Origin of the sequence: Nocardia sp. NPDC004068, from assembly GCF_042874315.1 — a bacterium.
GTDB lineage: Bacteria > Actinomycetota > Actinomycetes > Mycobacteriales > Mycobacteriaceae > Nocardia.
Map to the genome: position 1 here is coordinate 64,207 of NZ_JBIAMW010000010.1, position 23,998 is coordinate 88,204.

Sequence of the window (23,998 nt, forward strand, 5' to 3'; positions counted from 1 at the left end):
GGCGGTCGGGTAGCTCGACCACGTGATCGCCGAGGATCGAATCGCCGAACCCTGGGGTGAGCGCACACCGTACGGGCGGGGGGACGCCTGGCCCGACCGGGTGGACACCCATCTCGCCGACGGGGTCACCCCCGATGCCGTCGAGCGCTGGGTGCCGACCGCGTCGCTGCTGCACTCCAACGGCGACGCCATGGACATCGCGGTGGCCGACGGCCGCATGGTCGGGGTGCGCGGGCGCGCGAGCGATCGGGTGAACCGGGGACGGCTGGGCCCGAAGGATCTGTACGGCTGGCAGGCCAACGCCGCGCCGGATCGGCTGACGGCACCGCTGATCCGCCGCGACGGCGAACTGGTCGAAACCGATTGGGAGACGGCCATGTCCGTGGTCGCCGAACGCACGCGGACGCTGCTCGACGAACGCGGTCCCGGCTCGATCGGCTTCTACACCACCGGCCAGCTGTTCCTCGAGGAGTACTACACCCTCGCCACCCTCGCCCGCGGCGGCATCGGCACCAACCATCTCGACGGCAACACCCGGCTGTGCACCGCGACCGCCGCCGAGGCGCTCAAGGAGTCCTTCGGCTGCGACGGCCAGCCCGGCAGCTTCGCCGATATCGACCACGCCGACGTCATCGCGCTCTTCGGCCACAATATGGCCGCCACCCAGACGGTGTCCTGGTCCCGCGTCCTGGACCGGCTCGCGGGACCGAATCCGCCCGCGGTCGTCTGCGTCGACCCCCGCACCACCCCGGTGGCCCGCGCCGCGACCGTACATCTCGCGCCTCGGATCGGCACCAATCTCGCGCTGATGAACGGGCTGCTGCACGAGATCATCGAAAACGATTGGGTCGACCACGAATACGTGGCCGCGCACACCGTCGGCTTCGAGCAACTGAGCAAGCTGGTCGTGGACTATCCGCCCGAGCGGGTGGCCGAGATCTGCGACGTCCCCGTCGAGGACATCCGCCACGCCGCGCGCCTGCTCGGCACGGCCGACCGCGTGCTGTCGACCGTGCTGCAGGGCTTCTATCAATCCCATCAGGCCACCGCGGCGGCCATGCAGGTCAACAACATTCACCTGCTGCGTGGCCTGCTCGGCCGCCGCGGCTGCGGCGTGCTCCAGATGAACGGGCAGCCGACCGCCCAGAACACCCGCGAATGCGGCGCGAACGGCGATCTGCCCGGCTTCCGGAACTGGGCGAACGACGAGCACGTGCGCGAACTGGCCGAGATCTGGAACGTCGATCCCGGCCACATCCCGCACTACTCCGCGCCGACCCATCTCATGCAGATCCTGCGCTACGTCGAGGACGGCTCGATCCGGTTCCTGTACGTCACCGGCACCAATCCGCTGGTGTCACTGCCGGAACTGGAACGGGTGCGCCGCATCCTCTCGCAGGATCGGCTGTTCCTCGTGGTCCAGGACATCTTCCTGTCCGAGACCGCGCGCCTGGCCGATGTCGTGCTGCCCGCGGCGACCTGGGGCGAGAAGTCCGGCACCTTCACCAATGCCGATCGGACCGTGCACCTTTCGGAGCAGGCCGTCGAACCGCCCGGCCTGGCCCGCTCCGATCTGGCCATCCTGCTCGACTACGCCGCACGACTGGACCTGCGCGACAAGGACGGCGGCCCGCTGATCACCTGGCACACCCCCGAGGAGGCGTTCGAGGCGTGGAAGCGGTGCAGCGCCGGACGGCCCTGCGACTACACCGGCATCACGTACGACGCGCTGCGCGGCGGCGGCATCCAATGGCCGTGCACACCGGACCGACCCGAGGGCACCGAACGCCTCTACGCCGACGGCAGCTTCTGGGCGACGCCGGAGATGTGCGAGGGGTACGGCCGCGATCTGGTCACCGGCGCGCCCTGGTCGAAGGACGAGTACACCGCGTTCAACCCGGCCGGCAAGGGCATGATCCGGGGCGCGGACTACGCACCGCCGCACGAGACCACCTCGGCCGACTACCCGTATCAGCTGACCACCGGCCGCACCCTCTACCACTTCCACACCCGCACCAAAACCGGCCGCGTCCCCCAGTTGCGTGCCGCCGCGCCGGAGGTGTGGGTGGAACTGGCCGAGGCCGACGCGCGCTCCCACGGCTGGTCCGAGGGCGATCTGCTGCGCGTCACCACCCCGCGCGGGCGGGTGCGAGCGCGGTTGCGCGTCACCGGAATTCGGCCCGGTACGGTGTTCCTGCCGTTCCACTACGGGTACTGGGACGAACCCGGCGGCTACCGACCCGACGGCGAGGACGGCCGCGCGGCCAACGAACTGACCCTCACCGACTGGGATCCGGTCTCCAAACAGCCGCTGTTCAAGGCCGGGGTCGCCGCGGTCGAGCGGATCGAGGCGGGGGATTCGCGATGAACAAGCTCGCGCTCGTCATCCGGGATCTGCATCGCGCCGAGGGCGAGCTCGCCGACGAACTGCTGCGCGTCTCCGACCGGCACAAGGCCGACCACGACATCTTCCACCTCGCCCGCGATCTCGCGGACTGGTCCCGGGCGCATCAGCGCGCGCTGACCCGCGTCGGCCGCCCGCGCGGCGTCCGGATATTCATGGAAACCGCACTGCCGCACAAGGTTTCGAGCGCGGTCCGGCAGCGGACCAGTGAACTGCTGGGCCGTCGGCACACGCCCGCGCTGTTGCTGCTGCGGGATCTGCGGACCGTGTACGCCAAGGCGGTGGTGGTATCGCTGGACTGGGAGATCCTCGCCCAGTCCGCCCAGGCGACCGAGGACGCGGAACTGCTCGAACTCGCCACCCGCTGCCACGACGAGACCCTGCGCCAGATGCAGTGGTCCAACGCGAAATTGAAGGAGAGCGCCGCGCAGGCGATCGTCACACCGTGAGCGTTCGCGGTGCCATACTCGGTCGGTGAGCGACTCCGCGGGCGTGGGCAGTTTCCGGTTCTGGTTCGCCGATCAGCGGTGGGAGTGGTCGGACGAGGTGGCGCGGATGCACGGCTACGAGCCGGGCACGGTCACCCCGACCACCGCCTTGATCCTCTCGCACAAGCATCCCGACGATCGGCCCGTGGTGGCGGATCTGCTCGCCGAATCGGTCCGGCGCGGCGAACCGTTCTCCAGTCGCCACCGCTTCATCGATACCGCGGGCCGGGAACACCAGGTGATCGTGGTGGCCGACCGGATGCTCGACGACACCGGCGCGGTCGTCGGCACCTCCGGCTACTATCTCGATCTCACCCCGACCCTCACCGAACATCGGCGCACCGTCGTCAACGAGACCCTGCCGGAACTGGTCGCCGCCCGCGCGGTCGTCGAACAGGCCAAGGGCGTGCTCATGCGGATCTATCGCATCCGCGCCGACCAGGCCCTGCGCATCCTGCAATGGCGTGCCGACGAGACCGGGGTCTCGCTGCACGCCCTGGCGGCCCAGTTGATCGCCGAACTCGACACGCTCGAGCCGCCCCCGCCCGGCGTGCAGAACGCCTTCGACCACCTGCTGCTCACCGTGCACCAGACCGGGCCCTAGGGGACGTTGCGCTGCAATTCGTCGAGCCAGGCCGTGGCCACCGCGTCGCTGGGCGCGCGCCAGTCGCCGCGCGGTGACAGCGAACCGCCCGAACCGACCTTCGGCGCGTTCGGCAGCGTCGAGCGCTTGAACTGGCTGGTCTGCACGAACCGCCGCAGGAACTCCGCGAGCCAGTGCTTGATCGTCGGCAGATCGTATTCGTGGTGGTCCTCGGGACGAATGAGATCCGGCCAGCGGCCGCGCGTGCGATCGGACCAGGCGTGCCGGGCCAGATACGCGATCCGGCTGGGCAGGTAACCGAAGCGCAGCAGGTAGTACAGGTGGAAGTCCTGCAACTCGTAGGGCCCGACGGTGGCCTCCGAACTCTGCCCCGGCTGCGCGGAGTCGTCGTCGCTGTCGGCGTCCGAGGGCACGAGTTCGGGCGAGATCTCGGTCTCCAGAATCGAGGTCAGCACCTCGTTCGCGGCCTCGCCCAGTTCGCCGGTGTCGACCGCCCACGCGATGAGGTACTTGATCAGGGTCTTGGGCACCGAGGCGTTGACGCTGTAGTGCGCCATGTGGTCACCCACCCCGAAAGTGCACCAGCCCAAGGCCAATTCGCTGAGATCGCCGGTGCCCAGCACGAGCGCGTTGTGCTGGTTGGCCAGCCGGAACAGGTGCGAGGTGCGCTCCCCGGCCTGCACGTTCTCATACGTCACGTCGTACTGCGGAACCCCTTCGGCCGCAGGGTGTTCCAGGTCGCGCAGCATCTGCGTCGCCGACGGCCGGATATCGATCTCGCGGGCGGACACCCCGAGCGCGCGCATGAGCCGATGCGCGTCGTTCAGGGTGCGCTTGCTGGTCGCGAACCCGGGCATGGTGTAGGCCAGCACGTTCTCGCGCGGCAGCCCGAGCCGGTCCATCGTCTTGACCGCCACGATCAGGGCCAGCGTCGAATCCAGGCCGCCGGACACGCCGATCACCACCCGCTGCGCGCCGGTCGCCCCGAGCCGCGTGCTCAGCCCCTCGACCTGGATGTGGTGCACCTCGGCGCAGCGCTCGTTGCGTTTGGCCGGATTCGCGGGAACGTAAGGGAACCGGGCGATCTCGCGGCGCAGCTCCACCGCGCCGGACGGCACCGGCAGATCGACCTCGATGCGGCGCAGACAGCTCAGCCGCTCGCGGTGATCGTGGACATTGTCGGCGAAACTGGTCATCCGCAGCCGATCCGCCGCCAGGCGGCGCAGATCCAGATCGGCGGTCACCAGCTGCGGATGATCGGCGAACCGCTCACCCTCGGCCAGCAGATCGCCGTTCTCGCAGACCAGCGCCTGCCCGTCCCACGCCAGATCGGTCGTCGACTCCCCGTGTCCCGCAGCCGAATACAGGTAGGCGGCGATGAACTGCGCCGAATGCGCCGAACACAGCTGCCGCCGATAGTCGGCCTTGCCGACGACGATATTGCTCGCCGACAGGTTCACCAGCACCGTCGCCCCGGCCAGCGCCGCGAAACCGCTGGGCGGCAAGGGAACCCAGCCGTCCTCGCAGATCTCCAGATGGAAGACGAAGCCCTCCAGATTGCTCGCCACGAACAGCAGGTCCGCCCCGAACGGCACCCGCTGCCCGGCGATGGTGACGTGATCGTCGAGCACCTCGCGCGCGGCCGCGTACTGCCGCTTCTCGTAGAACTCGCGATAGTTCGGCAGATAGCTCTTGGGCACCGCGCCCAGCACCCGGCCGCGATGGATCACGATGCCGCAGTTGAACAATCGGCCCTGCGCGCGGATCGGCGCGCCGATCGCCAGCACGGTGTCCAGGTCGGCGCTCGCGGCGACGATCCGATCGATCGCGCGGCCCACGGCGTCGTCGAGCGCGTCCTGATGGAACAGGTCGTCGGCGGTGTAACTGGACAGGCCCAGTTCGGGGAAGACCGTGAGCACCACGCCGTCCCCGGCGGCCCGCTCGGCCAGCCGCAGCGTCTGCTCGGCGTTGTAGTCCGGATCCGCGACCCGCATCGGGGGCACCGCCACCGCCACCCGCGCGAACCCGTGCCGATACAACGAATCGAACGGCAGCTCCTGCGCCACACCGACCCCTTTCCGTCCGGGTGAGGTGATCATGTACTCGAGAATCTACTCGACCTACTCGCGGGCCGACTGTTCCCGCAGGCGGGCAAGGGTTTTGGCGAGGATGCGAGAGACGTGCATCTGGGAGATGCCCATGCGCTGGGCGATCTGGGTCTGGGTCATGGATTCGAAGAACCGCATGGTGAGGATGCGGCGCTCGCGTTCGGGCAGCCCGGCCAGCAGCGGGCGGATCGCGACGTACTCCTCCACGCGATCGAACTGCGACTCCTCCTCGCCGAGCGTGTCCAGCAGCGACGCCTCCGAATCGCGGCCCACCGAGACCGCGTCGATGGAGCTGGGCTGGTAGGCGTTGCCCGCGATGACGGCCTGGGTCACCTCGTCGGCGGAGATGCCCAGCTCGGCGGCGATCTCCTTGGCGGTGGGGGAGCGGCCCAGCGACTGCGACAGCGCGTCGATGGCCGAGCCGATGCGCAGGTGAGTCTCCTTGACGCGCCGCGGAACTCGCATGGCCCAGGTGTTGTCGCGGAAGTAGCGGCGAACCTCGCCCATGATCGTCGGCACGGCGAACGACAGGAAGTTCGAGCCGCGCGCGATGTCGAAGCGGTCCACCGCGTGCACGAGGCCGACCCGGGCGACCTGGGTCAGATCGTCGAACGGCTCGCCGCGGCCGCTGAACTTGCGCGCGATGTGATCGGCGAGCGGAATGCAGCGATGGATCAGTTCGGCGCGCAGCTCGGCGCGGCGCGGTTCGTCCTCGCCGACCCGGGCCAGCTGCTCGAAAAGCGCTGTGACGTCGTCGTATCCGGAGACCGATTCGGCGACCTCGTCGACCTCGTCGCTGTCGACGGCCTCGTTGTCGTCGGTGTCCTCGTCCGGCTCGGCGGCGGTCGCGCCGTGGGGAGTGGAAGCGGTGTTCTCCTCGGCCACTACGCCTTCCCCCGGACCCGCCGGAATTCCACGATCGTCGGATAGCCGGACACGTTCTCGTCGAAGCCCTCCTGCGTGGCGGCGATCTCGTCGGTGAGCGTGCGCAGCACGTGCCAGCCGAAGGCGTGCTCGTCGGGTAGGCCCTCGCGGGCGGCCACCCCGGCCACGCGGACCAGCAGATCCTTGTCGCCCACCGAGAATCGGCACTGCAACGTGCTGTCGGGCGCGGCGATCGCGATCAGCGTGGAGCACGCCTCGTCGACGGCCAGCCGGATGTCGGCGACCTCGTCGAGGGTGAAATCGCTGAGCAGCACCAACGTTTCGGCGAGACCGCGCACGATCGGCAGCTGTGACACGGTCGCGGCGACGCCGATCTCCACCGGGGTGCCGCGCAACCCCTGTTCCGCCGAAGTATTGATCACCTGAAGAAGGCTACCCAAACCCCTGTCGCGTAATCGGGGTATCCCCTGCGATGCCCTGCGCGTGACCGGGCGTCGCTACACTCTGCGCCGTGTCCACCTCCTCGAACGCGCCCTTCCACCGGCCGTCGCCGATGATCGCCCCGTCCATCCTGTCCGCGGACTTCGCGCATCTGGCCGAGGAGGCCGACGCGGTCGCGGGCGCGGACTGGCTGCACGTCGACGTCATGGACAACCACTTCGTGCCGAACCTCACCCTCGGCCTGCCGGTGGTCCAGAGCCTGTTGAAGACCACCGACATCCCCCTGGACTGCCACCTCATGATCGAGGATCCGGGTCGCTGGGCGCCGCCCTACGCCGAGGCCGGGGCCTACAACGTGACCTTCCACGCGGAGGCGACCGACGATCCGGTCGCGGTGGCCCGCGACATCCGCGCGGCCGGGGCCAAGGCCGGACTCTCGGTCAAGCCGAAAACCCCTATCGAGCCGTACCTGCCGATCCTGCGCAATTTCGACACCCTGCTCGTGATGAGCGTCGAGCCCGGTTTCGGCGGGCAGTCGTTCATCGCCGACGTGCTCGATAAGGCGCGCACGGTCCGCCGCCTCGTCGACTCCGGCGAACTGCGCCTGGTCGTGGAGATCGACGGCGGCATCAATATGGACACCATCGAACAGGCCGCCGAGGCGGGCGTGGACTGCTTCGTCGCCGGGTCCGCGGTCTACGGCACCGACGATCCGGCGGCCACGGTCGAGAAGCTGCGCGAGAAGGTCGTGCAGGCGCGGTAGGACGGGGTCGCTCCGAAACCCGTTAGCGCGCCGTGCTTTTCGGCGCGCCTACCGCTCGCAGGGCCTCCACGACGGCCTCCAGCGGCGGCACGGCGGCGGTGGTCTCTGGGGCGTGCACCCAGGTGCGGTAGCCGGTGCGCTCGTCGTCGGCCGAGGGCAGCACCACCTGACTGCCCGCGCACGCGACGGTGGCGTAGAGGCGGAACAACTCGGCGGACACGGCCGCGGTCACCGCGCCCGGGCGGGCGGGACCGGTGATGAAGGTCCAGCGCCCCGCGCGCGGATGATGAACCACCGGCCCGGCGAGTTCGGCCTGTGTCAGGCGCTGATGTACCCGCTCGCCCAATTCGGCGGGCATGGTCACCGCGCAGTAGCGGGCGCCGATCTCGAGCAGGATGTGCCGGGTCGCGGGATCGATCGACGCGGGGAGGTGGAATTCGCGGGAATATTGAACGCAACGAACCTCGAGTGTCGAATCGAGAAGCGTGCTCACGCTTACCCCCATCTGTTCGCCGCAGTTGTTGTTCGGAATCGACTCTATAACGATATTGCGTCTGCGTCTGTCGGAACGCAAGCACCGGGTGTAAACACGCCGTCGAGCGGGTGAACATCGAACGCCGCGAAGGTAATTCGGGCAGGTCCTTCGCCGCGCCGCAATTCCCGCCCTACATGTTCCGACTGGTTGGGATCGTCGGATTTTCCGAATTGCCGTTACCGGAAATAGCCGGAGATTTCCTCGATCGCATTTCCTTTCGCCGCGCGATTCCCGACGAGCCGTCCGCTTCCCACCCCGGGAACCGGAGCGCGGTCTCGAACGCGCCGCCGGGACGGCAGTCTGTCGCCTACGACCGCCCGTCGTTACGCTGAAGGGCACGTCGGCGCGGCGGGGAATAGGCCCGCCGGTTCGGGCTGTTGGCGCAAGCGGGAGCCCGGCGCGCCGGGCACGGTGACAGGAGAAGAGGGCATGTTCACAGGCATCGTCGAGGAGTTGGGGGAGATCGTCGCGCGCGAACCGCTCGCGGACTCGGCCCGGCTGACCATCCGCGGCAAGCTGGCCACCTCCGATGCCAAGCACGGCGACTCCATCGCCGTCAACGGCGTATGCCTGACCGTCGTCGACATCGTCGACGGCGACAGCTTCACCACCGACGTCATGGGCGAGACGCTCGCCCGCTCCAGCATCGGCGGGCTCGACGTCGGCTCCCGGGTCAATCTGGAACGGGCCGCCGCGGTCAACAGCCGCCTCGGCGGGCACATCGTGCAGGGACACGTCGACGGCACCGGCGTCGTCGTCGCGCGCACCCCCGCCGAGAACTGGGAGGTCGTGCGAATCTCGTTGCCGGACAACCTCGCTCGCTATGTCGTCGAGAAGGGCTCGATCACCGTCGACGGCATCTCGCTGACCGTGTCCGGCCTCGGCGCGGACGACGACGGCGACTGGCTCGAGGTCTCGCTCATCCCGACCACGCGCGAACTCACCACCCTCGGCGGCGCCCCGGTCGGCACGACCGTCAATCTCGAGGTCGACATCATCGCCAAGTACGTCGAGCGGCTGACACACCGCGGGTGATTCCCGCCGCGTCGGCGCACAGGCCCACGCCGTAGTGTTGAGGGGCACCGAATTCGAGATGGAGCACAACAGACGTGACCAGGTTCGACACCATCGAGCGCGCCGTCGCCGATATCGCCGCCGGTAAGGCGGTCGTCGTCGTCGACGACGAGGGCCGGGAGAACGAGGGCGACCTCATCTTCGCGGCGGAGAAGGCCACCCCGGAACTCGTGGCCTTCATGATCCGCTACACCTCCGGCTACATCTGTGTGCCCCTCACCGGCGCCGACTGCGATCGCCTCGGCCTGCCGCCGATGTACGCGATCAATCAGGACAAGCACGGCACCGCCTACACCGTCTCGGTCGACGCGCGCGAGGGCGTGAGCACCGGCATCTCCGCCGCCGACCGCGCGACCACCATGCGCCTGCTCGCCGATCCGCTCGCCAAGCCCAGCGACTTCACCCGCCCCGGGCACGTGGTTCCGTTGCGCGCCAAGGACGGTGGCGTGCTGCGCCGCCCGGGCCACACCGAGGCCGCCGTGGACCTGGCCCGCATGGCCGGGCTCGGCCCGGCCGGTGTCATCTGCGAGATCGTCAGCCAGAAGAACGAGGGCGATATGGCGCGCACCGAGGAGCTGCGCGTCTTCGCCGACGAACACGACCTCGCGCTGATCTCCATCGCCGACATGATCGCCTGGCGGCGCAAGCACGAGAAGCAGGTCGAGCGCATCGCCGAGGCCCGCATCCCCACCCGCGTCGGCGGCTTCCGGGCCGTCGGCTACCGCAGCATCTACGACGACGTCGAACATGTCGCGCTGGTCCTCGGCGACATCGCCGTCGACGGCGGCGAGGACGTACTCGTGCGCGTGCACTCCGAATGCCTCACCGGCGACGTGTTCGGCTCGCTGCGCTGCGACTGCGGCCCGCAGCTCGAGGCGGCCATGGAGATGGTGGCGGCCGAGGGCCGCGGCGTCGTGCTGTACATGCGCGGGCACGAGGGCCGCGGCATCGGCCTCATGCACAAGTTGCAGGCGTACCAGTTGCAGGACAGCGGCCTGCACGACACCGTCGACGCCAATATCGAACTCGGCCTGCCCGCCGACGCCCGCGACTACGGCACGGGCGCGCAGATCCTCGTCGATCTCGGCATCAAGTCCATGCGGCTGCTGACCAACAACCCGGCCAAGCGGGTCGGTCTGGACGGGTACGGCCTGAGCATCACCGAGCGGGTGCCGATGCCGGTCCGCCCCACGCCGGAGAATCTGCACTACCTGCGTACCAAGCGGGACCGGATGGGCCACGACCTGGTCGGGCTGGACGATCTGGACCTCGACGAGACCGCGCGATAACTATTCGGAAGGCGGACATTCGACAATGAGCGGTGCGGGCGTACCGGATTTCGCACTCGAGGATGCCAGCAGCCTCAAACTCGGCATCGTCGCCTCGCGCTGGCACACCAAGATCTGCGACACGCTCGTGGCCAACGCCGAGCGGGTGGCGCGCGACGCGGGCGTCGAGGAGATCACGGTGGTGCGCTGCGCGGGCGCGATGGAACTGCCGGTGGTCGCGCAGGCGCTGGCCCGCGGCCACGACGCGGTGGTGGCGCTGGGCGTCGTGATCCGCGGGGAGACACCGCATTTCGAGTACGTCTGCGACGCGGTGACGGCCGGGCTGACGCGCGTGTCGCTGGACGAGTCCACCCCGGTCACCAACGGCGTGCTCACCGTGAACACCGAACATCAGGCCCTCGACCGCGCCGGGCTGCCGGATTCGGCGGAGGACAAGGGCGAGCAGGCCGCCGCCGCCGCGCTGGACGCGGCGCTCACCCTGCGGGCGCTGCGACAGGACGCGTGATCGCGTGCCGGTCGTCCGTATCCGCAAGCGCGGACCCGAGCGGGCCGAGCCCGCGCCGGAGTGGGATCTCGAGATCCGTCCCCGGCGTTCGGCGCGCACCGCGCGGATCGTGGCCGCGGTCCTCGCGATCGCGTTCACCGTGGCCGGGATCGCGACCCCGCACACCGCGACCGGCGTGAATCTGCGCGTCGCCGACCAGATCGCGCTCATCTGCTTCGGCTGGCTGCTGGCCGGGGCGGTGCTGCTGCTGACCCGCCCCCGGGTGCGCGTCGGGCCGGGTGGGGTCTCGGTCCGGAACGTGCTGGGCGACAACGACTTCCGCTGGCCCGATATCCGCGGCGTGTCACTGCCGGACAAGAAGGCGTGGGCGCGGCTGGAACTGATCGGCGACGAGTACGTGCCGATGCTGGCGCTGCGGGTCAACGACGGCGAGCACGCCGCGCGGGCCATGGACCGGTTCCGCGAACTGGGCGCGAAATACACCGCGACGCAGGGCGACTGAGCGCCGGTCGCCCGTTCGAATGGCCGAAGCGCCCGGGGCGTGATAGCACTTGCTGAATCGGTGATCGATGAGGGGTCGCCGACCGGAGAAGTGAAGGTCCCGCCATGCGTCGTTTGCTGTTGTTGTCGCCGATCCTGATCGCCGTGGGCTGTTCGGTGTCGATCGGTTCCCATGTGGACGACAAGGACGTCCAGGCCGCGATCACCGACCTGTTCCACAAGAACGCGGGCGAGGATCCGGCGAGTTCGTCGTGCGACGGCACGCTCGCGGTGAAGGAGGGCGCGACCGTCAAGTGCAAGGCCGCCGACAAGGCGGGCACCACCTGGCCGGTGACCGCCAAGGCCGCCAAGGTCAATGGCAACGACGTCTCGGTCGAGGCGGCCTTCGACGATCGCGTGGTGGCCGCCGACGACGCCCAGACCAAGATCGAGAACATGTACCGGCAGATCTCCGACGGCGAGGTGGCCGGGGTCGCCTGCCCCGGTTTGCAGAAGCTCGAGGCCAACAGCTCCCGCAAGTGCACGGTCACCCAGGTGGACGGCAGGACGGTCCCGGTCACCTTCGTCATCTCCGCGGTCAAGGGCGACCAGTACTCCTATTCGGTCGGCCTCGACCACTAGGGCCTATTTCGCGTCGCCCATCACCGCGCCCTCCCGCCGCGGGTCCGCGCCGCCGATCCAGCCGCCGTTCTCCCGTTTCAGCGCGCTGAGCCCGCTGGACTGCGGGGCGACGCTGACCTGGTGGCCGAGTTCGCGCAGGCGCTGGACGAGCGGATCGTGGTCGCCGTGGTCGGCGGCGTCGATCGCGGGATGTTCGCCGCCGACGTTGGTGCTCGGGGAGTTGGCCGCGCCGAAGGCCACCCCCGACACCGCCTGTTGCGGGTCCAGGCCCCAATCCAGCATGCCCACAAGGGTTTTCACGACGAACTGGATGATCACCGACCCGCCGGGCGAACCGGTGACGAAGGTGAGGTCGCCGCGCGAACCGTCGGCCGCCCTGTCGAACACCAGCGTCGGGCTCATCGAACTGCGCGGCCGCTTGTTCGCCTGGACCCGGTTGGCGAGCGGGGCGCCGTCGGGTCCGGTCGGTTCGGCGTTGAAGTCGGTGAGCTGGTTGTTGAGCACGAAGCCGTCCACCACGTGGAACGATCCGAACGCCGACTCCACGGTGGTCGTCATCGCGGCCGCGTTGCCGTACTTGTCGACCACCGAGATGTGGCTCGTGCCGTGCTCGGGCGGCTGCGGGCCGTTGCCCACCGGGACGGGGCCGAAGTCGCCGGGTTGCGCGGTGCCCATGCTGTGGTTCGGATCGATCAGTCCCGCACGTTGTTTCAGATAGTCCCGGTTCAGCAGCGTATCCGGTGAATTGCCGGGCAACGGAATGAAATCGGAGTCGGCGACGTACTTGTCCCGGTCGGCGTAGGCCAGCCGCTCGGCCTCGGAGATCAGGTGCACCGCTTGGGCTTTGGGCTTGCCGCCGTCGCGGTCGAGCGAGTCCGGCGGCAGCGACGCGAGATCGAAATTCGACAGGATGCCCAGCGTCGCGGCGACGGTGATCCCGCCCGAGGACGGATTCGGCATGCCGCAGATCTGATGGGAGCGGTACTCGGTGCACAAGGCCGTGCGCTTCTTGGCCTGGTAGCCGCTCAGGTCGGCGAGCGTGATCTGGCCCGGCGTGCGACCGCCGGACGTGGTCGCCGTCGCGTCGACGATGTCCTGGGCGATGGCGCCGGTGTAGAACGCCGCCGGACCGTCGGAGGCGATGGCGCCCAACGTCTTCGCGTACGCGGGATTGCTCAGCTGGAAGCCCACCGGCTTGGGCGAACCGTCGGGTTGCAGGAAGTACGCCTTGGCGTTGTCGTCGCGGGCGAGATCGGGCGCGGATTCGGCGATCTGTCCCGCCAGCCGCGGGCTGATCGAAAAGCCGTGGTCGGCAAGGTTGATCGCGGGATCGAACAGTTCGCGCCACTGTTTGCGGCCGTGCTCGCGCTGCGCCAGCTCCAGCAGCCGCAGCGCCCCGGGCACCCCGATCGAGCGGCCGCTGGCCCGCGCATTGGGTTGCGGCACAGTGCGATCGGTGTCGCTGACCCAGCGCAGATAGTTCTCGGTCGCGCTGGCCGGGGCCACCTCGCGGCCGTCGTAGGCGTCGACCGTGCGGGAGGCGGCGTCGTAGTACACGAGGAACGCGCCTCCGCCGATGCCGGACGCCTGCGGTTCGACCAGCCCCAGCACCATCTGCGCGGCCACCAGCGCGTCGGCCGCGCTGCCGCCGTCGGCCAGCACCCGGCAGGCCGCCTGTGTCGCAAGGGGATTGGCGGAGGACACCGCGAACGAGCCGGTGCGCACCGGCGTCATGTTCTTCCGGTAGCCGGTCGCGATCTCGGGATTGGTGGCGAGGTTGGTACTGGTCGCGGCCGGACCCGCGGCGGTGCTCGCGACGGCCGTGCCGTTGGGCGAGTCGGCGCACGTCCGGTCGGCGGCGGTGGAATCGTTCGAGGAACATCCGGTGAGTACGGCCGTGGTGAGCACGAGCGCGGCGACCGCGCCGGTCCAGGTGTGTCGCGTGCGCCTCATGAACGGACTGTATCGCCCGGGTCCGACAGCGGGCGGACATTTCCCGGCGCCGGACCGACGCGCGAGCGCGAGCGTCCGAACAGCTATTTCCGCACGGCTGCATCGAATTCGAGCCAGCAAGTCTTATGGTGTATCGGTGTCGATGTCCGGGGTCTGATGCGGGCAGCGGCTATTGAACAGATAACGTCAGGGCCTCACGGAGTCGACGGAGGAACAACCGGCAGATGACCCAGGTACGAGGCAACAGACATCTCGACGCGGAGGACAGCGGCTACCACAAGAGCCTCCAGCCGCGTCAGCTGAAGATGATCGCGATCGGCGGCGCGATCGGCACCGGCCTGTTCCTCGGCGCGGGCGGCCGCCTCGCCAGCGCGGGACCGGGCCTGTTCCTGGTCTACGGGGTGTGCGGTCTGTTCGTGTTCTTCATCCTGCGCGCGATGGGCGAGCTGGTGCTGCACCGCCCGTCGTCGGGCTCGTTCGTGTCCTACGCGCGCGAGTTCTTCGGCGAGAAGGCCGCGTTCGTGGCGGGCTGGATGTACTTCCTCAACTGGTCGATGACCGGCATCGTCGACTCCACCGCCATCGCCACCTATCTGCACTACTGGTCCTCGTTCCAGCCGGTGGCCCAGTGGCTGCTGGCGTTGATCGCGCTGTGTGTGGTGCTGAGCGTGAACCTGGTGTCGGTGAAGTGGTTCGGCGAGTTCGAGTTCTGGGCCGCGCTGGTGAAGGTGATCGCGCTGGTGACGTTCCTGGTCGTGGGCCTGGTCTTCCTGGTGGGCCGGTTCCCGATCGCCGGCAACAGCACGGGTCTCGGCATGGTCTCCGACGCCGGGGGCTGGCTGCCGCGGGGCGTCCTGCCCCTGGTCACCGTGACCTCCGGCGTCGTATTCGCTTACGCGGCAGTCGAATTGGTCGGCACGGCGGCGGGGGAGACGGCGAATCCGGAGAAGATCATGCCGCGCGCGATCAACTCGGTGATCTTCCGGATCGTGGTGTTCTACATCGGGTCGCTGCTGTTGCTGGCCCTGCTGCTGCCCTACACCGCGTACTCGGCGGGGGAGAGCCCGTTCGTCACGTTCTTCGGCAAGCTCGGGGTCGGCAACGCCGGATCGATCATGAACTTCGTGGTGCTCACCGCCGCCTTCTCCAGCCTGAACGCCGGGCTCTACTCCACCGGACGCATCCTGCGCTCGATGTCGATGAACGGCAGCGCGCCCCGCTTCACCGGCCGCATGAACCGCCGCGGCGTGCCCTACGGCGGCATCCTGCTGACCAGCGTGGTCGCGCTGTTCGGGATCTGGCTCAACTACATCGTCCCGTCCCGGGCCTTCGAGATCGTGCTGAACGTCGCCTCGCTGGGGATCCTCGCGTCCTGGGCCACGATCGTGCTGTGCCAGCTGCGGTTGTGGCAGTTGTGGCGCAGGGGCGAGGCGCGCCGCCCCGCCTTCCGCATGTTCGGCACGCCCTACACGAGCGTCGCCACGCTGATCTTCCTGGTGGTCGTGGTGGTGCTCATGGGCTTCGACTACCCGGTGGGCACCTGGACCGTGGCGAGCCTGCTCGTCATCGTGCCCGCCCTGATCGTCGGCTGGTTCGCCGCGCGTCGCCGCGTGCTCGGCATCGCCCGCGAACGTGAGGGCTACACGGGCGAATTCCCCGTGGTCGCGAACCTTCCGCTCGACAAGGACGACAATCCCTAGACCCGCACCCGGTCCGTGCGCACCTGCCACCGGCCCTCGGTCCGGGTGAGTCGGATCGGATGGTCGAAGCACGTACTCACATGGGCGTCGGTGAGCACCCGTTCGACGGGACCCTGGGCTACACTGCGGCCCGCCCGCAACAGCATGGCGTGGGTCGTGCCCGGCGGCAGCTCCTCGAGATGATGGGTGACCAGCACCGAGGCGAGCTCGGGCCGGGCGGCCTGGAGCCGATCGATGTTCTCGATGAGCTGTTCGCGCCCGGCCACATCGAGCCCGGTGGCGGGCTCGTCGAGCAGCAGCAGGCGCGGATTCGGCATGAGCGCGCGGGCGATCAGCGCGCGGCCGCGTTCGCCCTGGGACATGGTGGGCCAGCGGGCATCTCGCCGATGCGCGAGCCCGAGCAACTCGATGAGCCGGTCCGCCTCGGCGATCTCGGCCGCGGTCGGATTCCAGCGCTGCTTCAGATCGGCGGTGTTGGTGATCCCGGTCAGCACCACCTCGTGCGCGGTCAGCGGATACGGCGGCGCGTGCCGCGGGTCGACATGGCCGATGGCCGTGCGCAATTCGCGCATGTCGACCCGGCCCAGCCGATGCCCGAGCACCTCGACCGCGCCGCGCGTGGGATGTTCGAGGGCGCCCAGCAACTTCAGCAGGGTCGTCTTGCCCGCGCCGTTGGGGCCGAGCAGGGCCCAGTGCTCACCGGGCCGCACCGTCAGCGACACCGCGCTCAGAATCGGGTTGCGGGCGCGCACGAAATCCACGGCGTCGGCCTGGAGAATGGGGGAGTCGGCCATGCCGCCACGGTAGCAAACTCCTCAGACAAGCTGCGGTGTGGGTAATCATGGGACGATTCGGTAGGCTGTTCGGGTGACTGTCGAGGCGGTGCTGTTCGATTACTCGGGGACCCTGTTCCGGCTCGAGGACGACGAGAGCTGGGCCGCGGATCTCATCACCGAGGACGGTCGGCCGATGGACGCGGACGAGTCCGCCGAGATCCTGCGGCGGATGACCCAGCCCGTCGGGCCGGTGCTCGAACTCGACGAGCGCACCCGATTCGCTTGGGAGCGGCGCGATCTCGACCCGGCGCTGCACCGAGCGGCCTACCTGACCGTACTGCGGCGGTCCGGACTGCCGGGCGACCGGGCCGAGCGGCTGTACGACCGCATGGTCGATCCGCACGCCTGGACGCCCTATCCGGATACCGGCAAGGTGCTGGAAGGGCTTGCCGCCCAAGGCGTTCCGATCGCGATCGTGAGCAATATCGCCTTCGACGTGCGGCCCGCCTTCGCCGCGCGCGGCTGGGACGCGCACATCACCGCGTTCGCGCTGTCCTACGAGATCGGCGCGGTCAAACCCGACCCCGCCATCTTCGACTGGGCGCTGGAGCGGGTCGGCACCCGCCATGCCCTCATGGTCGGGGACAGCGTCGAGGCCGACGGCGCGGCCACCGCGGTCGGCTGCCGGTTCGCCCACGTCGAACCGCTGCCCACCCTCGACCGCCGCACCGGACTGCTCGACGCGCTCGCGCCCTACGGACTGCCCTGACCCGCTTCGCCGTGCGGGACCTCACGCCCGCCCGCGATGATGGTCGAGGAGCACCACGAGCTGCGTCTTGGCGTCGAGGAACGGCTGGCTCGACTTCAATGCCCGGCTCTGCACGATCGTGCCCTCGATGACCGACAGCAGCAGACCCGCCAGCGACCGCGCGGCCGACCGCTCGATGCCCGCGGCGACCATGCCGTCGGCCAGCCGCGCGGTCCACTCGGCGAACGCCTGACCGGCGGCGGCCTGTACCACCGGATCCAGTTCGTCCAGCGCGGCGGCCATCATGAACGACCCCTTGCGGTAGTCGCTGGACTCGAGCGGCCGCCGCCAGAACGCGAACAGCTCGTCGAGCCAGCGTTCCGCCGAGGGGGTGGTCGCCAGCGCGTCGGCCATCGTGCTCAGATGCTGGTAGACCAGGCGTGACACGATCCGCGCGGCGGTCTCCACGAGCTGACCCTTGCCGGAGGGGAAGTGCTGGTACAGGGAGTTGCGCGAGGCATTGCTGCGCTTGAGCAGTTCGCTCAGGCCGGCGGCGTGAACCCCGTGCTCCTGGACGATCGTGATGGTATTCGCGAGCAGTCGTGCGCGCGGACCCGCCGTCGTCATGTTCGCACCTTCCGACACTTGTGTGAACCGTTCGGTTCATGTTAGATCGTAGACGGTGAACCGATCGGTTCACCCGGAGAGGAAGTCGTCGTGCCCACCCCCATCGCCACCGCCACCCCGGTCGCCCACGCCGCCCTACTCGGGCTCGGTGTGTACCGGCCGCGCCGCATCGTGCCCAATGCCGAGATCGTCGAGCAGATCGACTCCTCCGACGAATGGATCCGCAGCCGGTCCGGCATCGCGGCCCGCCGCTGGGCCGAATCCGACGAGACCATCGTCTCCATGAGCACGGCCGCGGCCCGTGACGCGCTCGCCGCCGCGGGCATCGCGGCCGAGCAGATCGACGCCGTCGTCCTGGCCACCTCCTCGCAGATGGTGCTCGGGCCCTCGGCCGGTGCGGTGGTCGCCACCGAACTCGGCATGCACGACACCGCGGCCTACGACGTCTCCGCCGGGTGCGCCGGATTCTGCTACGCGTTGGGCAACGCCGCCAGCCTGATTCGCGCCGGACAGGCCCGGCACGTCCTGGTGATCGGCGTGGAGCGGCTCTCTGATCTGCTCGACCCCGCCGACCGCACGACCGCCTTCATCTTCGCCGACGGCGCGGGCGCGGTCGTGGTGGGACCGTCGGACGCCGAGGGCGTCGGCCCGGTCGCCTGGGGTTCGGACGGCAGCCAGACCGCGGCGATCAAGCAGGACAAGGACTTCCAGCAGTACTTCGCCGAGGTCGCCGCGGCCGAGGCGAGCGGCGGCAGCACGGTGCGGCCCTACATCCGGATGAACGGCCAGGCCGTGTTCCGTTGGGCCGTCACATTTCTGGAGAAGGCGTGCCGCGACGCGCTCGATCTGGCCGGGGTCACCTCCGACCAGCTCGACGCCTTCGTCCCGCACCAGGCCAACATCCGCATCATCGACGCGCTCATCAAGGCGCTGCACATCCCCGATTCCGTGGCCGTCGCCCGCGACATCGTCGAGACCGGCAACACCAGCGCCGCCTCGATCCCGATGGCGATGGAGCAACTGCTCCGCTCCGGCGAGGCCCGGCCCGGCGACACCGCGCTGCTGCTCGGCTTCGGCGCCGGACTGGCCTACGCGGGACAGGTCGTGAACCTGCCCCGAATCGCCTGAGCCCGAACGGGATTCAGCGGGCCAGGGCGCGACCCGCCGCCCGGCCGGAGAAGATGCAGCCGCCGAGGAAGGTGCCCTCCAGGGCGTTGTAGCCGTGCACCCCGCCGCCGCCGAACCCGGCGACCTCACCCGCGGCGTACAGGCCGGGGAAGGGGGTGCCGTCGGCGCGGATCACCTGCGAGTCGAGGTTGGTCTGTAGACCGCCCAGCGTCTTGCGGGTGAGGATGTTGAGCCGCACGGCGATCAGCGGGCCGTGCGCGGGATCGAGGATGCGGTGCGGGGTGGCGACGCGGGCCAGCTTGTCGCCGAGGGCGCGGCGGGCGTTGGCCGTCGCCATGAGCTGGGCGTCCTTGCTGAACTTGTTGGCCAATTCGCGGTCGCGCGCGGCGATCTGGCGTTCCAGGTCGGCGGCGTCGAGGTGCGGTCCCCGCGCGATCTTGTTCATGCCCTCGACGAGTTCGGCCACGGTCGCGCCGACCACGAAGTCCACGCCGTGGTCGACGAACGCCTGCACCGGTCCGGGCGCGCCCTTGGCCAGGCGGCTGCGCAGCGCGAATCTCAGGTCCTTGCCGGTGATGTCGGGGTTCTGCTCCGAACCCGACAGCATGAACTCCTTCTCGATGATCGAGCGCGACAGCACGAACCACGAGTAGTCGTAGCCGGTCGACAGGATGGCCTTCATGGTCGAATTGGTGTCGAAACCCGGGAAACACGGTGCGGGCAGGCGCTTTCCGGTGGCGTCGAACCACAGCGAGGACGGGCCGGGGATGATGCGGATGGCGTGATCGGGCCAGATCGGATCCCAGTTGTGCAGGCCCTCGGTGTAGTGCCACATGCGGTCGCGGTTGACGATGCGCCCGCCCGCGGTCTCGGTGATCGCGAGCATCCGCCCGTCCACGTGGGCGGGGACGCCGGAGATCATGGTCTCCGGGCACGGGCCGAGGCGGTCGGCAGGCCAGTTCGCGCGGATGAGTTCGTGGTTGTGGCCGATGCCGCCCGAGGACACCAGCACCGCGGGCGCGCGGAACTCGAACGCGCCCACGCTGTTTCGCGAGGAGGCCCGGCCGCGGTCGAGATCGGTGGGTTCGAGCACGCTGCCGCGCACGCCGACCACCGCGTCGTTCTCCACGATCAGCTCGTCCACCCGGTGCCGGAAGGCGAACTCCACCAGACCGCGCTGTTCGGCGGCGAGTACGGGTTCGAGGAACACCCGCACCACCTCCGGGCCCGTACCCCAGGTGAGGTGGAAGCGCGGCACCGAGTTGCCGTGCCCGTCGGCGTGCGCGCCGCCGCGTTCGGCCCAGCCGACCAGTGGGGTCACCCGCAGGCCGAGTTCGTGCAGGTAGTCGCGTTTCTCGGTGGCGGCGAACTCGACGTAGGCCCGTGCCCACTGCCGTGCCCAGTGGTCCTCGTCGTCCCGGTCGAATCCGGCCGAGCCCTGCCAGTCCTGCCAGGCCAGCTCGAGGGAGTCCTTGATCCCCATCCGGCGCTGTTCGGGCGTGTCGACGAGGAACAGTCCGCCCAGCGACCAGAACGCCTGGCCGCCCAGATTGTTGCGGTTCTCCTGATCCAGCACGAGGACCCGCCGCCCGGCCCTGGTCAGCTCGTAGGTCGCCACCAGACCGGCCAGCCCTGCCCCGACGACGATCACATCCGGCTGTTGCGCCACGAGTCCTCCGTTCGGACGAAATTGGATACATCAGTGTATCGGTTCGCCGGGCCACGGTAGCAGAACTTGTCGGTGCCGCCCGGCATCATCGTGAGCGGTCCGGTGATCGGACCGCCAACTTCCGTTCGGCAGGGCGAGTCGGCATTCTCGGTATTCGCGGGCGGGCTCGGGGGCTTCATTCTCACGGCAATCATTTCGGGGCGGATGCGCGTCCGGCGCATCGGCGCAGAATCGTGGAGGGGCGATGAGCGAGACGGATCGATGGCACGGGGGCGGGGCGGCCGAGGCGCCCGTCGAGCTACGCATACTGGGGCCGGTGCAGGTGTGGGCCGGGGGACGGCGACTGGCCGTGGATCGCCCGCTGGAGCGGGCGGTTCTGGTCCGGCTCGGACTCGCGCGCGGGATGCCGGTGCCGGACGGTCGGCTGGCGGCCGACCTGTGGGGCGAGGGCGAGCTGCGGCGGCCCATTCCCCGTCTGCGCGTGCTGATTTCGCGCCTGCGCGCGGCGCTGGGCGAGCACAACGACGCCGTGCGACGGACCTCGGCGGGCTATCGGGCGCGCGTGGTCGTCACCGATCTGGTCGCGGCCGAGGCCGCCGCCGATCGCATGCACGCGGCCCGGCGCGCCGGACGCCACGAGGACGTTCGGGTCGCGGCCGGCGACGCCGTATCCCGTTGGCGCGCACCGGCTCTGGCGGATCTGCTCGCGCTGCCCTTCGCCCAGGCCGAGGCCGCGCGGTTGACGGAGTGGCGGCTCGGGCTCACCGTCACCGGACTCGACGCCGCGGTGCGCGCGGGCGCCGACGCCGACGTGGTCGCCGAACTGGCGGCCCTGGTGGCCGAGCATCCGCTGCACGAACCGCTGGCCCGCCTGCACGCGATCGCGGTGTACCGCAACGGCAGTCCGCCCGACGCGCTGCACCGCCTGCACCGCCTGCGCCGCGCGCTCGCCGACGAGCTGGGCATGGATCCGTCACCGGAGACCGCCGAGCTCGAGGTGCGCATGCTGAATCATGATCCGTCGCTGCGGGTTCCGACGCGGCCGCCGACGCCGCCGCTGGAACCGGCCGGAACCGACGGCGGCCGAGCGCTGTGCGGCCCGGCCGACCTGTTCGTCGGCCGGACCCGCAGGTTGTCGCCCTGACCGGCCTAGCCGAGGGCCGGTCCGCACCGTGGTCCTGGGTGAGCGACTTGCACGTCGCGGATTCGCCCGGCCCGCAACGGGTCCGGCTCAGGCCGTCCGAGTCCGGCTGTCGCCCGGCGCGCCGGACTCCGGCGCGGCGAACGCTCCCTCGTCCGGCCACGGCGTCCCCGCGCGCTCGGTGCGCACGAGGCGGGCCAGATCGGCGGTGATCATGGTGGCGCCGCGGCGCACCGCCTCGGCGAGGCCGTGCACCCGGCGCAGGTCGAAGGTGGTGGCCGCCAGCGCGGCCACCACCACCCCGGACGGGGCGTGCACCGGCGCGGCCACGCACGCCACCCCGACGTGCCGCATGTCGAGGTCGTAGGCCACGCCCTGCTCGCGGGTCGCGGCGGTCGTGCGCGCCCATTCGCGCGGTGAGCATCCCTCCGGTGCGGTCGCGAAAGGCGTTGTGGGAGCGAGGATCTTGCCCGCCGCCGTGCCGGGCGGCAGCACCACCCCGGCGCGGAGCGGAAACGCCTCGTTCACCTCGCGGCCGATGCCCGCCACCAGCATGGTCTGCCGGCCCGCGGTCACCGACAGGCTGAATCCGCCGCGGTCGACATTCGCGGCCAGCCTGCCCATCGGCCGCCCCGCCGCCGCGCGCAGCAGCCGCGCCGGGCGCCAGGACTGGCCGAGCCGAAAGGTCTTGGCGCCCAGACCGTATCGCCCGTCCCGGCGCTCGACCGCGCCGAGCGAGACGAGTTGGTCGAGCAGTCGGTGGGCGGTCGCCTTCGGCAGACCGGCCTCGGCCGCGAGCTGGGTCAGCCCGCGATCGATACCGTCCGCGAGGACGTCGAGCAGCGCGAACGCGCCCTCCAATACCCCGCGGCCCCCCGTCGTTCCGTTCTTGGTCGTTGCCCGCACGCTGTTCACCTCGGCCTTCCGCCGCCTCGATCGCCGAGCGATCGGGCTGCTGTCGGTCCGATGTCCGCCCCCCGAGCGGTTGGTCACCGGCTGGCTGAATCAGTGCCTGCCTGATTCTCCTGGTTATCGAGCCTTGGTGCAACTATGTTTCAGCATTTCGAGCGGACCGATCGGCGTGTTTCATGAGACGCGCGTGAGACGTCGGTGAGACGCCCGGCCCCGAGACTGGCCGCATACCGATCGAAAGGAAAGACAATGGTGGACAGTCTCTTTGCCGATGTCTCGTACTTCCAGGCCCCGGTCGACGATTCCTATCCGTACGGGATCCTGAGCTTCCGCTCCAACGACGGCACCTTCCGCGATCCGAACTTCGCCGCGAACTACGCGTGGGCCACGACCGCGGTCGAAGACGGCCGGTTGGCGTGTTTCATCGTCTACTTCTACTGGCGGCCCAACTGGGCCGAGACGGTGGCCACCCATCGGGAGATGGTGGAACAGTGCGGCGGCCCGCATCCCCGCATGATCACGATGATCGACGTCGAATCGGGCGGCAATCCCGGCGGCGATCAATCCGACGGCATCAACCGCGCGTACTGGCGGCTGGCCGACTGGCTCGGCGATCCGCGGCGGGTCATCGGCTACGCCAACAAGGGCGACCTGTTCGCCATGTGGCCCGACCGTCCCGAGGGGCTGCGCCTGGTCGGCGCGGGCTACGGCCACAATCCGGAGCTGCCCGGCCAGATCGCCCACCAGTACACCGACGGCGCCGGGTTCGGCGGCGGCCTGCCCGAGGGCTGTCCGCCCTTCGGCAGCTGCGATATGAACGCCGCCAACGGCCTGTCACCGGAGGACTTCGCCGCACAGTGCGGCGTGGGAACAGAGGAGGGAATCATGACAGCGTTGACCGAGGCCGAACAGCGCGAGCTGCTGGAGAAGACCCGCGACATCTGGATCCAGCTGCGCGGCCCCGACGGGGCGGGCTGGCCGCAGCTCGGGCGAGACGCCAACGGCGCCAACCGAACTCCCGTCGACGCCCTGGCGGCGGTGGAACAGGCGCTGGCGCCGCCGAAATCCGCGGACAAGATCTCCTGACCGGCGGCCGGGCGGGCGCGCGCGCCGACTTGTCGGTGGC

General features: G+C 69.8%; 24 protein-coding genes. 15 read left to right on the forward strand and 9 right to left on the reverse strand.

What is annotated here, in order from left to right:
• Window positions 1-25 precede the first annotated feature (25 nt).
• Genes ACFYTQ_RS25105 through ACFYTQ_RS25115 form a run of 3 tightly spaced genes read left to right on the forward strand, consistent with a single transcriptional unit; the run spans window position 26 to window position 3,496 of the window.
• A complete protein-coding gene (locus ACFYTQ_RS25105) occupies window positions 26-2,368 on the forward strand; it encodes a molybdopterin oxidoreductase family protein (RefSeq protein WP_387366179.1) in 2,343 nt (780 codons plus the stop codon).
• Window positions 2,365-2,853, forward strand: coding sequence for a hypothetical protein (locus ACFYTQ_RS25110; RefSeq protein WP_387365627.1), 489 nt, complete (start codon window positions 2,365-2,367; stop codon window positions 2,851-2,853). The genes ACFYTQ_RS25105 and ACFYTQ_RS25110 overlap by 4 nt, the downstream gene beginning before the upstream one ends.
• 25 nt (window positions 2,854-2,878) lie before the next feature.
• Window positions 2,879-3,496 (forward strand): PAS and ANTAR domain-containing protein, encoded by a 618-nt coding sequence (locus ACFYTQ_RS25115; RefSeq protein WP_387365630.1) that lies wholly within the window; start codon window positions 2,879-2,881, stop codon window positions 3,494-3,496.
• On the opposite strand, the gene ACFYTQ_RS25120 is transcribed toward ACFYTQ_RS25115, so the two are convergent.
• From ACFYTQ_RS25120 to ACFYTQ_RS25130, 3 genes are read right to left on the reverse strand one after another with little or no spacing between them, the layout of a single operon-like run.
• Window positions 3,493-5,595 carry an NAD(+) synthase gene (locus tag ACFYTQ_RS25120; protein WP_387365633.1) on the reverse strand — a complete coding sequence of 701 codons (2,103 nt, stop codon included), beginning with the start codon at window positions 5,593-5,595 and terminating at the stop codon, window positions 3,493-3,495. The genes ACFYTQ_RS25115 and ACFYTQ_RS25120 overlap by 4 nt on opposite strands.
• Window positions 5,596-5,616: 21 nt before the next feature.
• Window positions 5,617-6,489, reverse strand: coding sequence for a SigB/SigF/SigG family RNA polymerase sigma factor (locus ACFYTQ_RS25125; protein WP_387365636.1), 873 nt, complete (start codon window positions 6,487-6,489; stop codon window positions 5,617-5,619).
• Window positions 6,489-6,911 carry an anti-sigma factor gene (locus ACFYTQ_RS25130; protein ID WP_387365639.1) on the reverse strand — a complete coding sequence of 141 codons (423 nt, stop codon included), beginning with the start codon at window positions 6,909-6,911 and terminating at the stop codon, window positions 6,489-6,491. Before ACFYTQ_RS25130 ends, ACFYTQ_RS25125 begins: the two co-directional genes overlap by 1 nt.
• Window positions 6,912-7,042: 131 nt before the next feature.
• Between ACFYTQ_RS25130 and rpe the strand changes: the two genes are divergently transcribed.
• Window positions 7,043-7,693 (forward strand): ribulose-phosphate 3-epimerase, encoded by a 651-nt coding sequence (gene rpe, locus ACFYTQ_RS25135; RefSeq protein ID WP_387366182.1) that lies wholly within the window; start codon window positions 7,043-7,045, stop codon window positions 7,691-7,693.
• Between the two features lie 22 nt (window positions 7,694-7,715).
• On the opposite strand, the gene ACFYTQ_RS25140 is transcribed toward rpe, so the two are convergent.
• A complete protein-coding gene (locus tag ACFYTQ_RS25140) occupies window positions 7,716-8,186 on the reverse strand; it encodes a hypothetical protein (protein ID WP_387365642.1) in 471 nt (156 codons plus the stop codon).
• A 110-nt stretch (window positions 8,187-8,296) separates the two neighbouring features.
• Between ACFYTQ_RS25140 and ACFYTQ_RS25145 the strand changes: the two genes are divergently transcribed.
• The 6 genes from ACFYTQ_RS25145 to ACFYTQ_RS25170 all read left to right on the forward strand — a co-directional run bounded on the left by ACFYTQ_RS25145 (window position 8,297) and on the right by ACFYTQ_RS25170 (window position 12,218).
• On the forward strand, window positions 8,297-8,560 hold the full coding sequence (locus tag ACFYTQ_RS25145) for a hypothetical protein (RefSeq protein WP_387365645.1): 264 nt from the start codon (window positions 8,297-8,299) through the stop codon (window positions 8,558-8,560).
• Window positions 8,561-8,657: 97 nt separating this feature from the next.
• Window positions 8,658-9,263, forward strand: coding sequence for a riboflavin synthase (locus ACFYTQ_RS25150; RefSeq protein ID WP_387365648.1), 606 nt, complete (start codon window positions 8,658-8,660; stop codon window positions 9,261-9,263).
• 74 nt (window positions 9,264-9,337) lie between these two features.
• On the forward strand, window positions 9,338-10,591 hold the full coding sequence (locus tag ACFYTQ_RS25155) for a bifunctional 3,4-dihydroxy-2-butanone-4-phosphate synthase/GTP cyclohydrolase II (protein WP_387365651.1): 1,254 nt from the start codon (window positions 9,338-9,340) through the stop codon (window positions 10,589-10,591).
• A gap of 25 nt (window positions 10,592-10,616) precedes the next feature.
• Entirely contained in the window at window positions 10,617-11,096 is a 480-nt protein-coding gene (gene ribH / locus ACFYTQ_RS25160; RefSeq protein ID WP_387365654.1) for a 6,7-dimethyl-8-ribityllumazine synthase, read from the forward strand.
• 4 nt (window positions 11,097-11,100) lie between these two features.
• The gene (locus tag ACFYTQ_RS25165; RefSeq protein WP_387365657.1) at window positions 11,101-11,598 is read left to right on the forward strand and encodes a PH domain-containing protein; all 498 of its coding nucleotides are present in this window, start codon (window positions 11,101-11,103) and stop codon (window positions 11,596-11,598) included.
• A 104-nt stretch (window positions 11,599-11,702) separates the two neighbouring features.
• Complete coding sequence (locus tag ACFYTQ_RS25170) at window positions 11,703-12,218, forward strand: DUF4333 domain-containing protein (protein ID WP_387365660.1); 516 nt, start codon at window positions 11,703-11,705, stop codon at window positions 12,216-12,218.
• Between the two features lie 3 nt (window positions 12,219-12,221).
• On the opposite strand, the gene ACFYTQ_RS25175 is transcribed toward ACFYTQ_RS25170, so the two are convergent.
• The gene (locus tag ACFYTQ_RS25175) at window positions 12,222-14,171 is read right to left on the reverse strand and encodes a gamma-glutamyltransferase family protein (RefSeq protein ID WP_387365664.1); all 1,950 of its coding nucleotides are present in this window, start codon (window positions 14,169-14,171) and stop codon (window positions 12,222-12,224) included.
• A 224-nt stretch (window positions 14,172-14,395) separates the two neighbouring features.
• Between ACFYTQ_RS25175 and ACFYTQ_RS25180 the strand changes: the two genes are divergently transcribed.
• The gene (locus ACFYTQ_RS25180) at window positions 14,396-15,871 is read left to right on the forward strand and encodes an amino acid permease (RefSeq protein ID WP_387365667.1); all 1,476 of its coding nucleotides are present in this window, start codon (window positions 14,396-14,398) and stop codon (window positions 15,869-15,871) included.
• On the opposite strand, the gene ACFYTQ_RS25185 is transcribed toward ACFYTQ_RS25180, so the two are convergent.
• On the reverse strand, window positions 15,868-16,665 hold the full coding sequence (locus tag ACFYTQ_RS25185; protein ID WP_387365670.1) for an ABC transporter ATP-binding protein: 798 nt from the start codon (window positions 16,663-16,665) through the stop codon (window positions 15,868-15,870). The genes ACFYTQ_RS25180 and ACFYTQ_RS25185 overlap by 4 nt on opposite strands.
• Before the next feature lie 73 nt (window positions 16,666-16,738).
• Between ACFYTQ_RS25185 and ACFYTQ_RS25190 the strand changes: the two genes are divergently transcribed.
• The gene (locus tag ACFYTQ_RS25190; RefSeq protein WP_387365673.1) at window positions 16,739-17,416 is read left to right on the forward strand and encodes an HAD family hydrolase; all 678 of its coding nucleotides are present in this window, start codon (window positions 16,739-16,741) and stop codon (window positions 17,414-17,416) included.
• A gap of 21 nt (window positions 17,417-17,437) precedes the next feature.
• Here the strand turns inward: ACFYTQ_RS25190 and ACFYTQ_RS25195 are convergent, their stop codons facing one another.
• Window positions 17,438-18,022: a TetR/AcrR family transcriptional regulator gene (locus tag ACFYTQ_RS25195; protein ID WP_387365676.1), complete on the reverse strand. Its 585-nt coding sequence runs from the start codon at window positions 18,020-18,022 to the stop codon at window positions 17,438-17,440.
• 90 nt (window positions 18,023-18,112) lie between these two features.
• On the opposite strand from ACFYTQ_RS25195, the gene ACFYTQ_RS25200 reads away from it, so the two are divergent.
• Window positions 18,113-19,150: a beta-ketoacyl-ACP synthase III gene (locus ACFYTQ_RS25200; RefSeq protein WP_387365679.1), complete on the forward strand. Its 1,038-nt coding sequence runs from the start codon at window positions 18,113-18,115 to the stop codon at window positions 19,148-19,150.
• Between the two features lie 13 nt (window positions 19,151-19,163).
• On the opposite strand, the gene ACFYTQ_RS25205 is transcribed toward ACFYTQ_RS25200, so the two are convergent.
• Window positions 19,164-20,819, reverse strand: coding sequence for an FAD-binding dehydrogenase (locus tag ACFYTQ_RS25205; protein ID WP_387365682.1), 1,656 nt, complete (start codon window positions 20,817-20,819; stop codon window positions 19,164-19,166).
• A 244-nt stretch (window positions 20,820-21,063) separates the two neighbouring features.
• On the opposite strand from ACFYTQ_RS25205, the gene ACFYTQ_RS25210 reads away from it, so the two are divergent.
• Window positions 21,064-21,963, forward strand: coding sequence for a BTAD domain-containing putative transcriptional regulator (locus tag ACFYTQ_RS25210; RefSeq protein WP_387365685.1), 900 nt, complete (start codon window positions 21,064-21,066; stop codon window positions 21,961-21,963).
• A gap of 87 nt (window positions 21,964-22,050) precedes the next feature.
• On the opposite strand, the gene ACFYTQ_RS25215 is transcribed toward ACFYTQ_RS25210, so the two are convergent.
• On the reverse strand, window positions 22,051-22,866 hold the full coding sequence (locus tag ACFYTQ_RS25215) for an IclR family transcriptional regulator (RefSeq protein WP_387365687.1): 816 nt from the start codon (window positions 22,864-22,866) through the stop codon (window positions 22,051-22,053).
• A 255-nt stretch (window positions 22,867-23,121) separates the two neighbouring features.
• Between ACFYTQ_RS25215 and ACFYTQ_RS25220 the strand changes: the two genes are divergently transcribed.
• Window positions 23,122-23,958 carry a hypothetical protein gene (locus ACFYTQ_RS25220; RefSeq protein WP_387365690.1) on the forward strand — a complete coding sequence of 279 codons (837 nt, stop codon included), beginning with the start codon at window positions 23,122-23,124 and terminating at the stop codon, window positions 23,956-23,958.
• Window positions 23,959-23,998: the final 40 nt, after the last annotated feature.

What these genes read in the sequence shown, in the direction of transcription:
- ACFYTQ_RS25110 (WP_387365627.1), top strand. Translation starts at nt 2,365, where the DNA reads ATGAACAAGCTCGCGCTCGTCATCCGGGATCTGCATCGCGCCGAGGGC.
- ACFYTQ_RS25120 (WP_387365633.1), bottom strand. Translation starts at nt 5,595, where the DNA reads ATGATCACCTCACCCGGACGGAAAGGGGTCGGTGTGGCGCAGGAGCTG.
- rpe (WP_387366182.1), top strand. Translation starts at nt 7,043, where the DNA reads ATGATCGCCCCGTCCATCCTGTCCGCGGACTTCGCGCATCTGGCCGAG.
- ACFYTQ_RS25150 (WP_387365648.1), top strand. Translation starts at nt 8,658, where the DNA reads ATGTTCACAGGCATCGTCGAGGAGTTGGGGGAGATCGTCGCGCGCGAA.
- ribH (WP_387365654.1), top strand. Translation starts at nt 10,617, where the DNA reads ATGAGCGGTGCGGGCGTACCGGATTTCGCACTCGAGGATGCCAGCAGC.
- ACFYTQ_RS25170 (WP_387365660.1), top strand. Translation starts at nt 11,703, where the DNA reads ATGCGTCGTTTGCTGTTGTTGTCGCCGATCCTGATCGCCGTGGGCTGT.
- ACFYTQ_RS25175 (WP_387365664.1), bottom strand. Translation starts at nt 14,171, where the DNA reads ATGAGGCGCACGCGACACACCTGGACCGGCGCGGTCGCCGCGCTCGTG.
- ACFYTQ_RS25180 (WP_387365667.1), top strand. Translation starts at nt 14,396, where the DNA reads ATGACCCAGGTACGAGGCAACAGACATCTCGACGCGGAGGACAGCGGC.
- ACFYTQ_RS25185 (WP_387365670.1), bottom strand. Translation starts at nt 16,665, where the DNA reads ATGGCCGACTCCCCCATTCTCCAGGCCGACGCCGTGGATTTCGTGCGC.
- ACFYTQ_RS25195 (WP_387365676.1), bottom strand. Translation starts at nt 18,022, where the DNA reads ATGACGACGGCGGGTCCGCGCGCACGACTGCTCGCGAATACCATCACG.
- ACFYTQ_RS25210 (WP_387365685.1), top strand. Translation starts at nt 21,064, where the DNA reads ATGAGCGAGACGGATCGATGGCACGGGGGCGGGGCGGCCGAGGCGCCC.
- ACFYTQ_RS25220 (WP_387365690.1), top strand. Translation starts at nt 23,122, where the DNA reads ATGGTGGACAGTCTCTTTGCCGATGTCTCGTACTTCCAGGCCCCGGTC.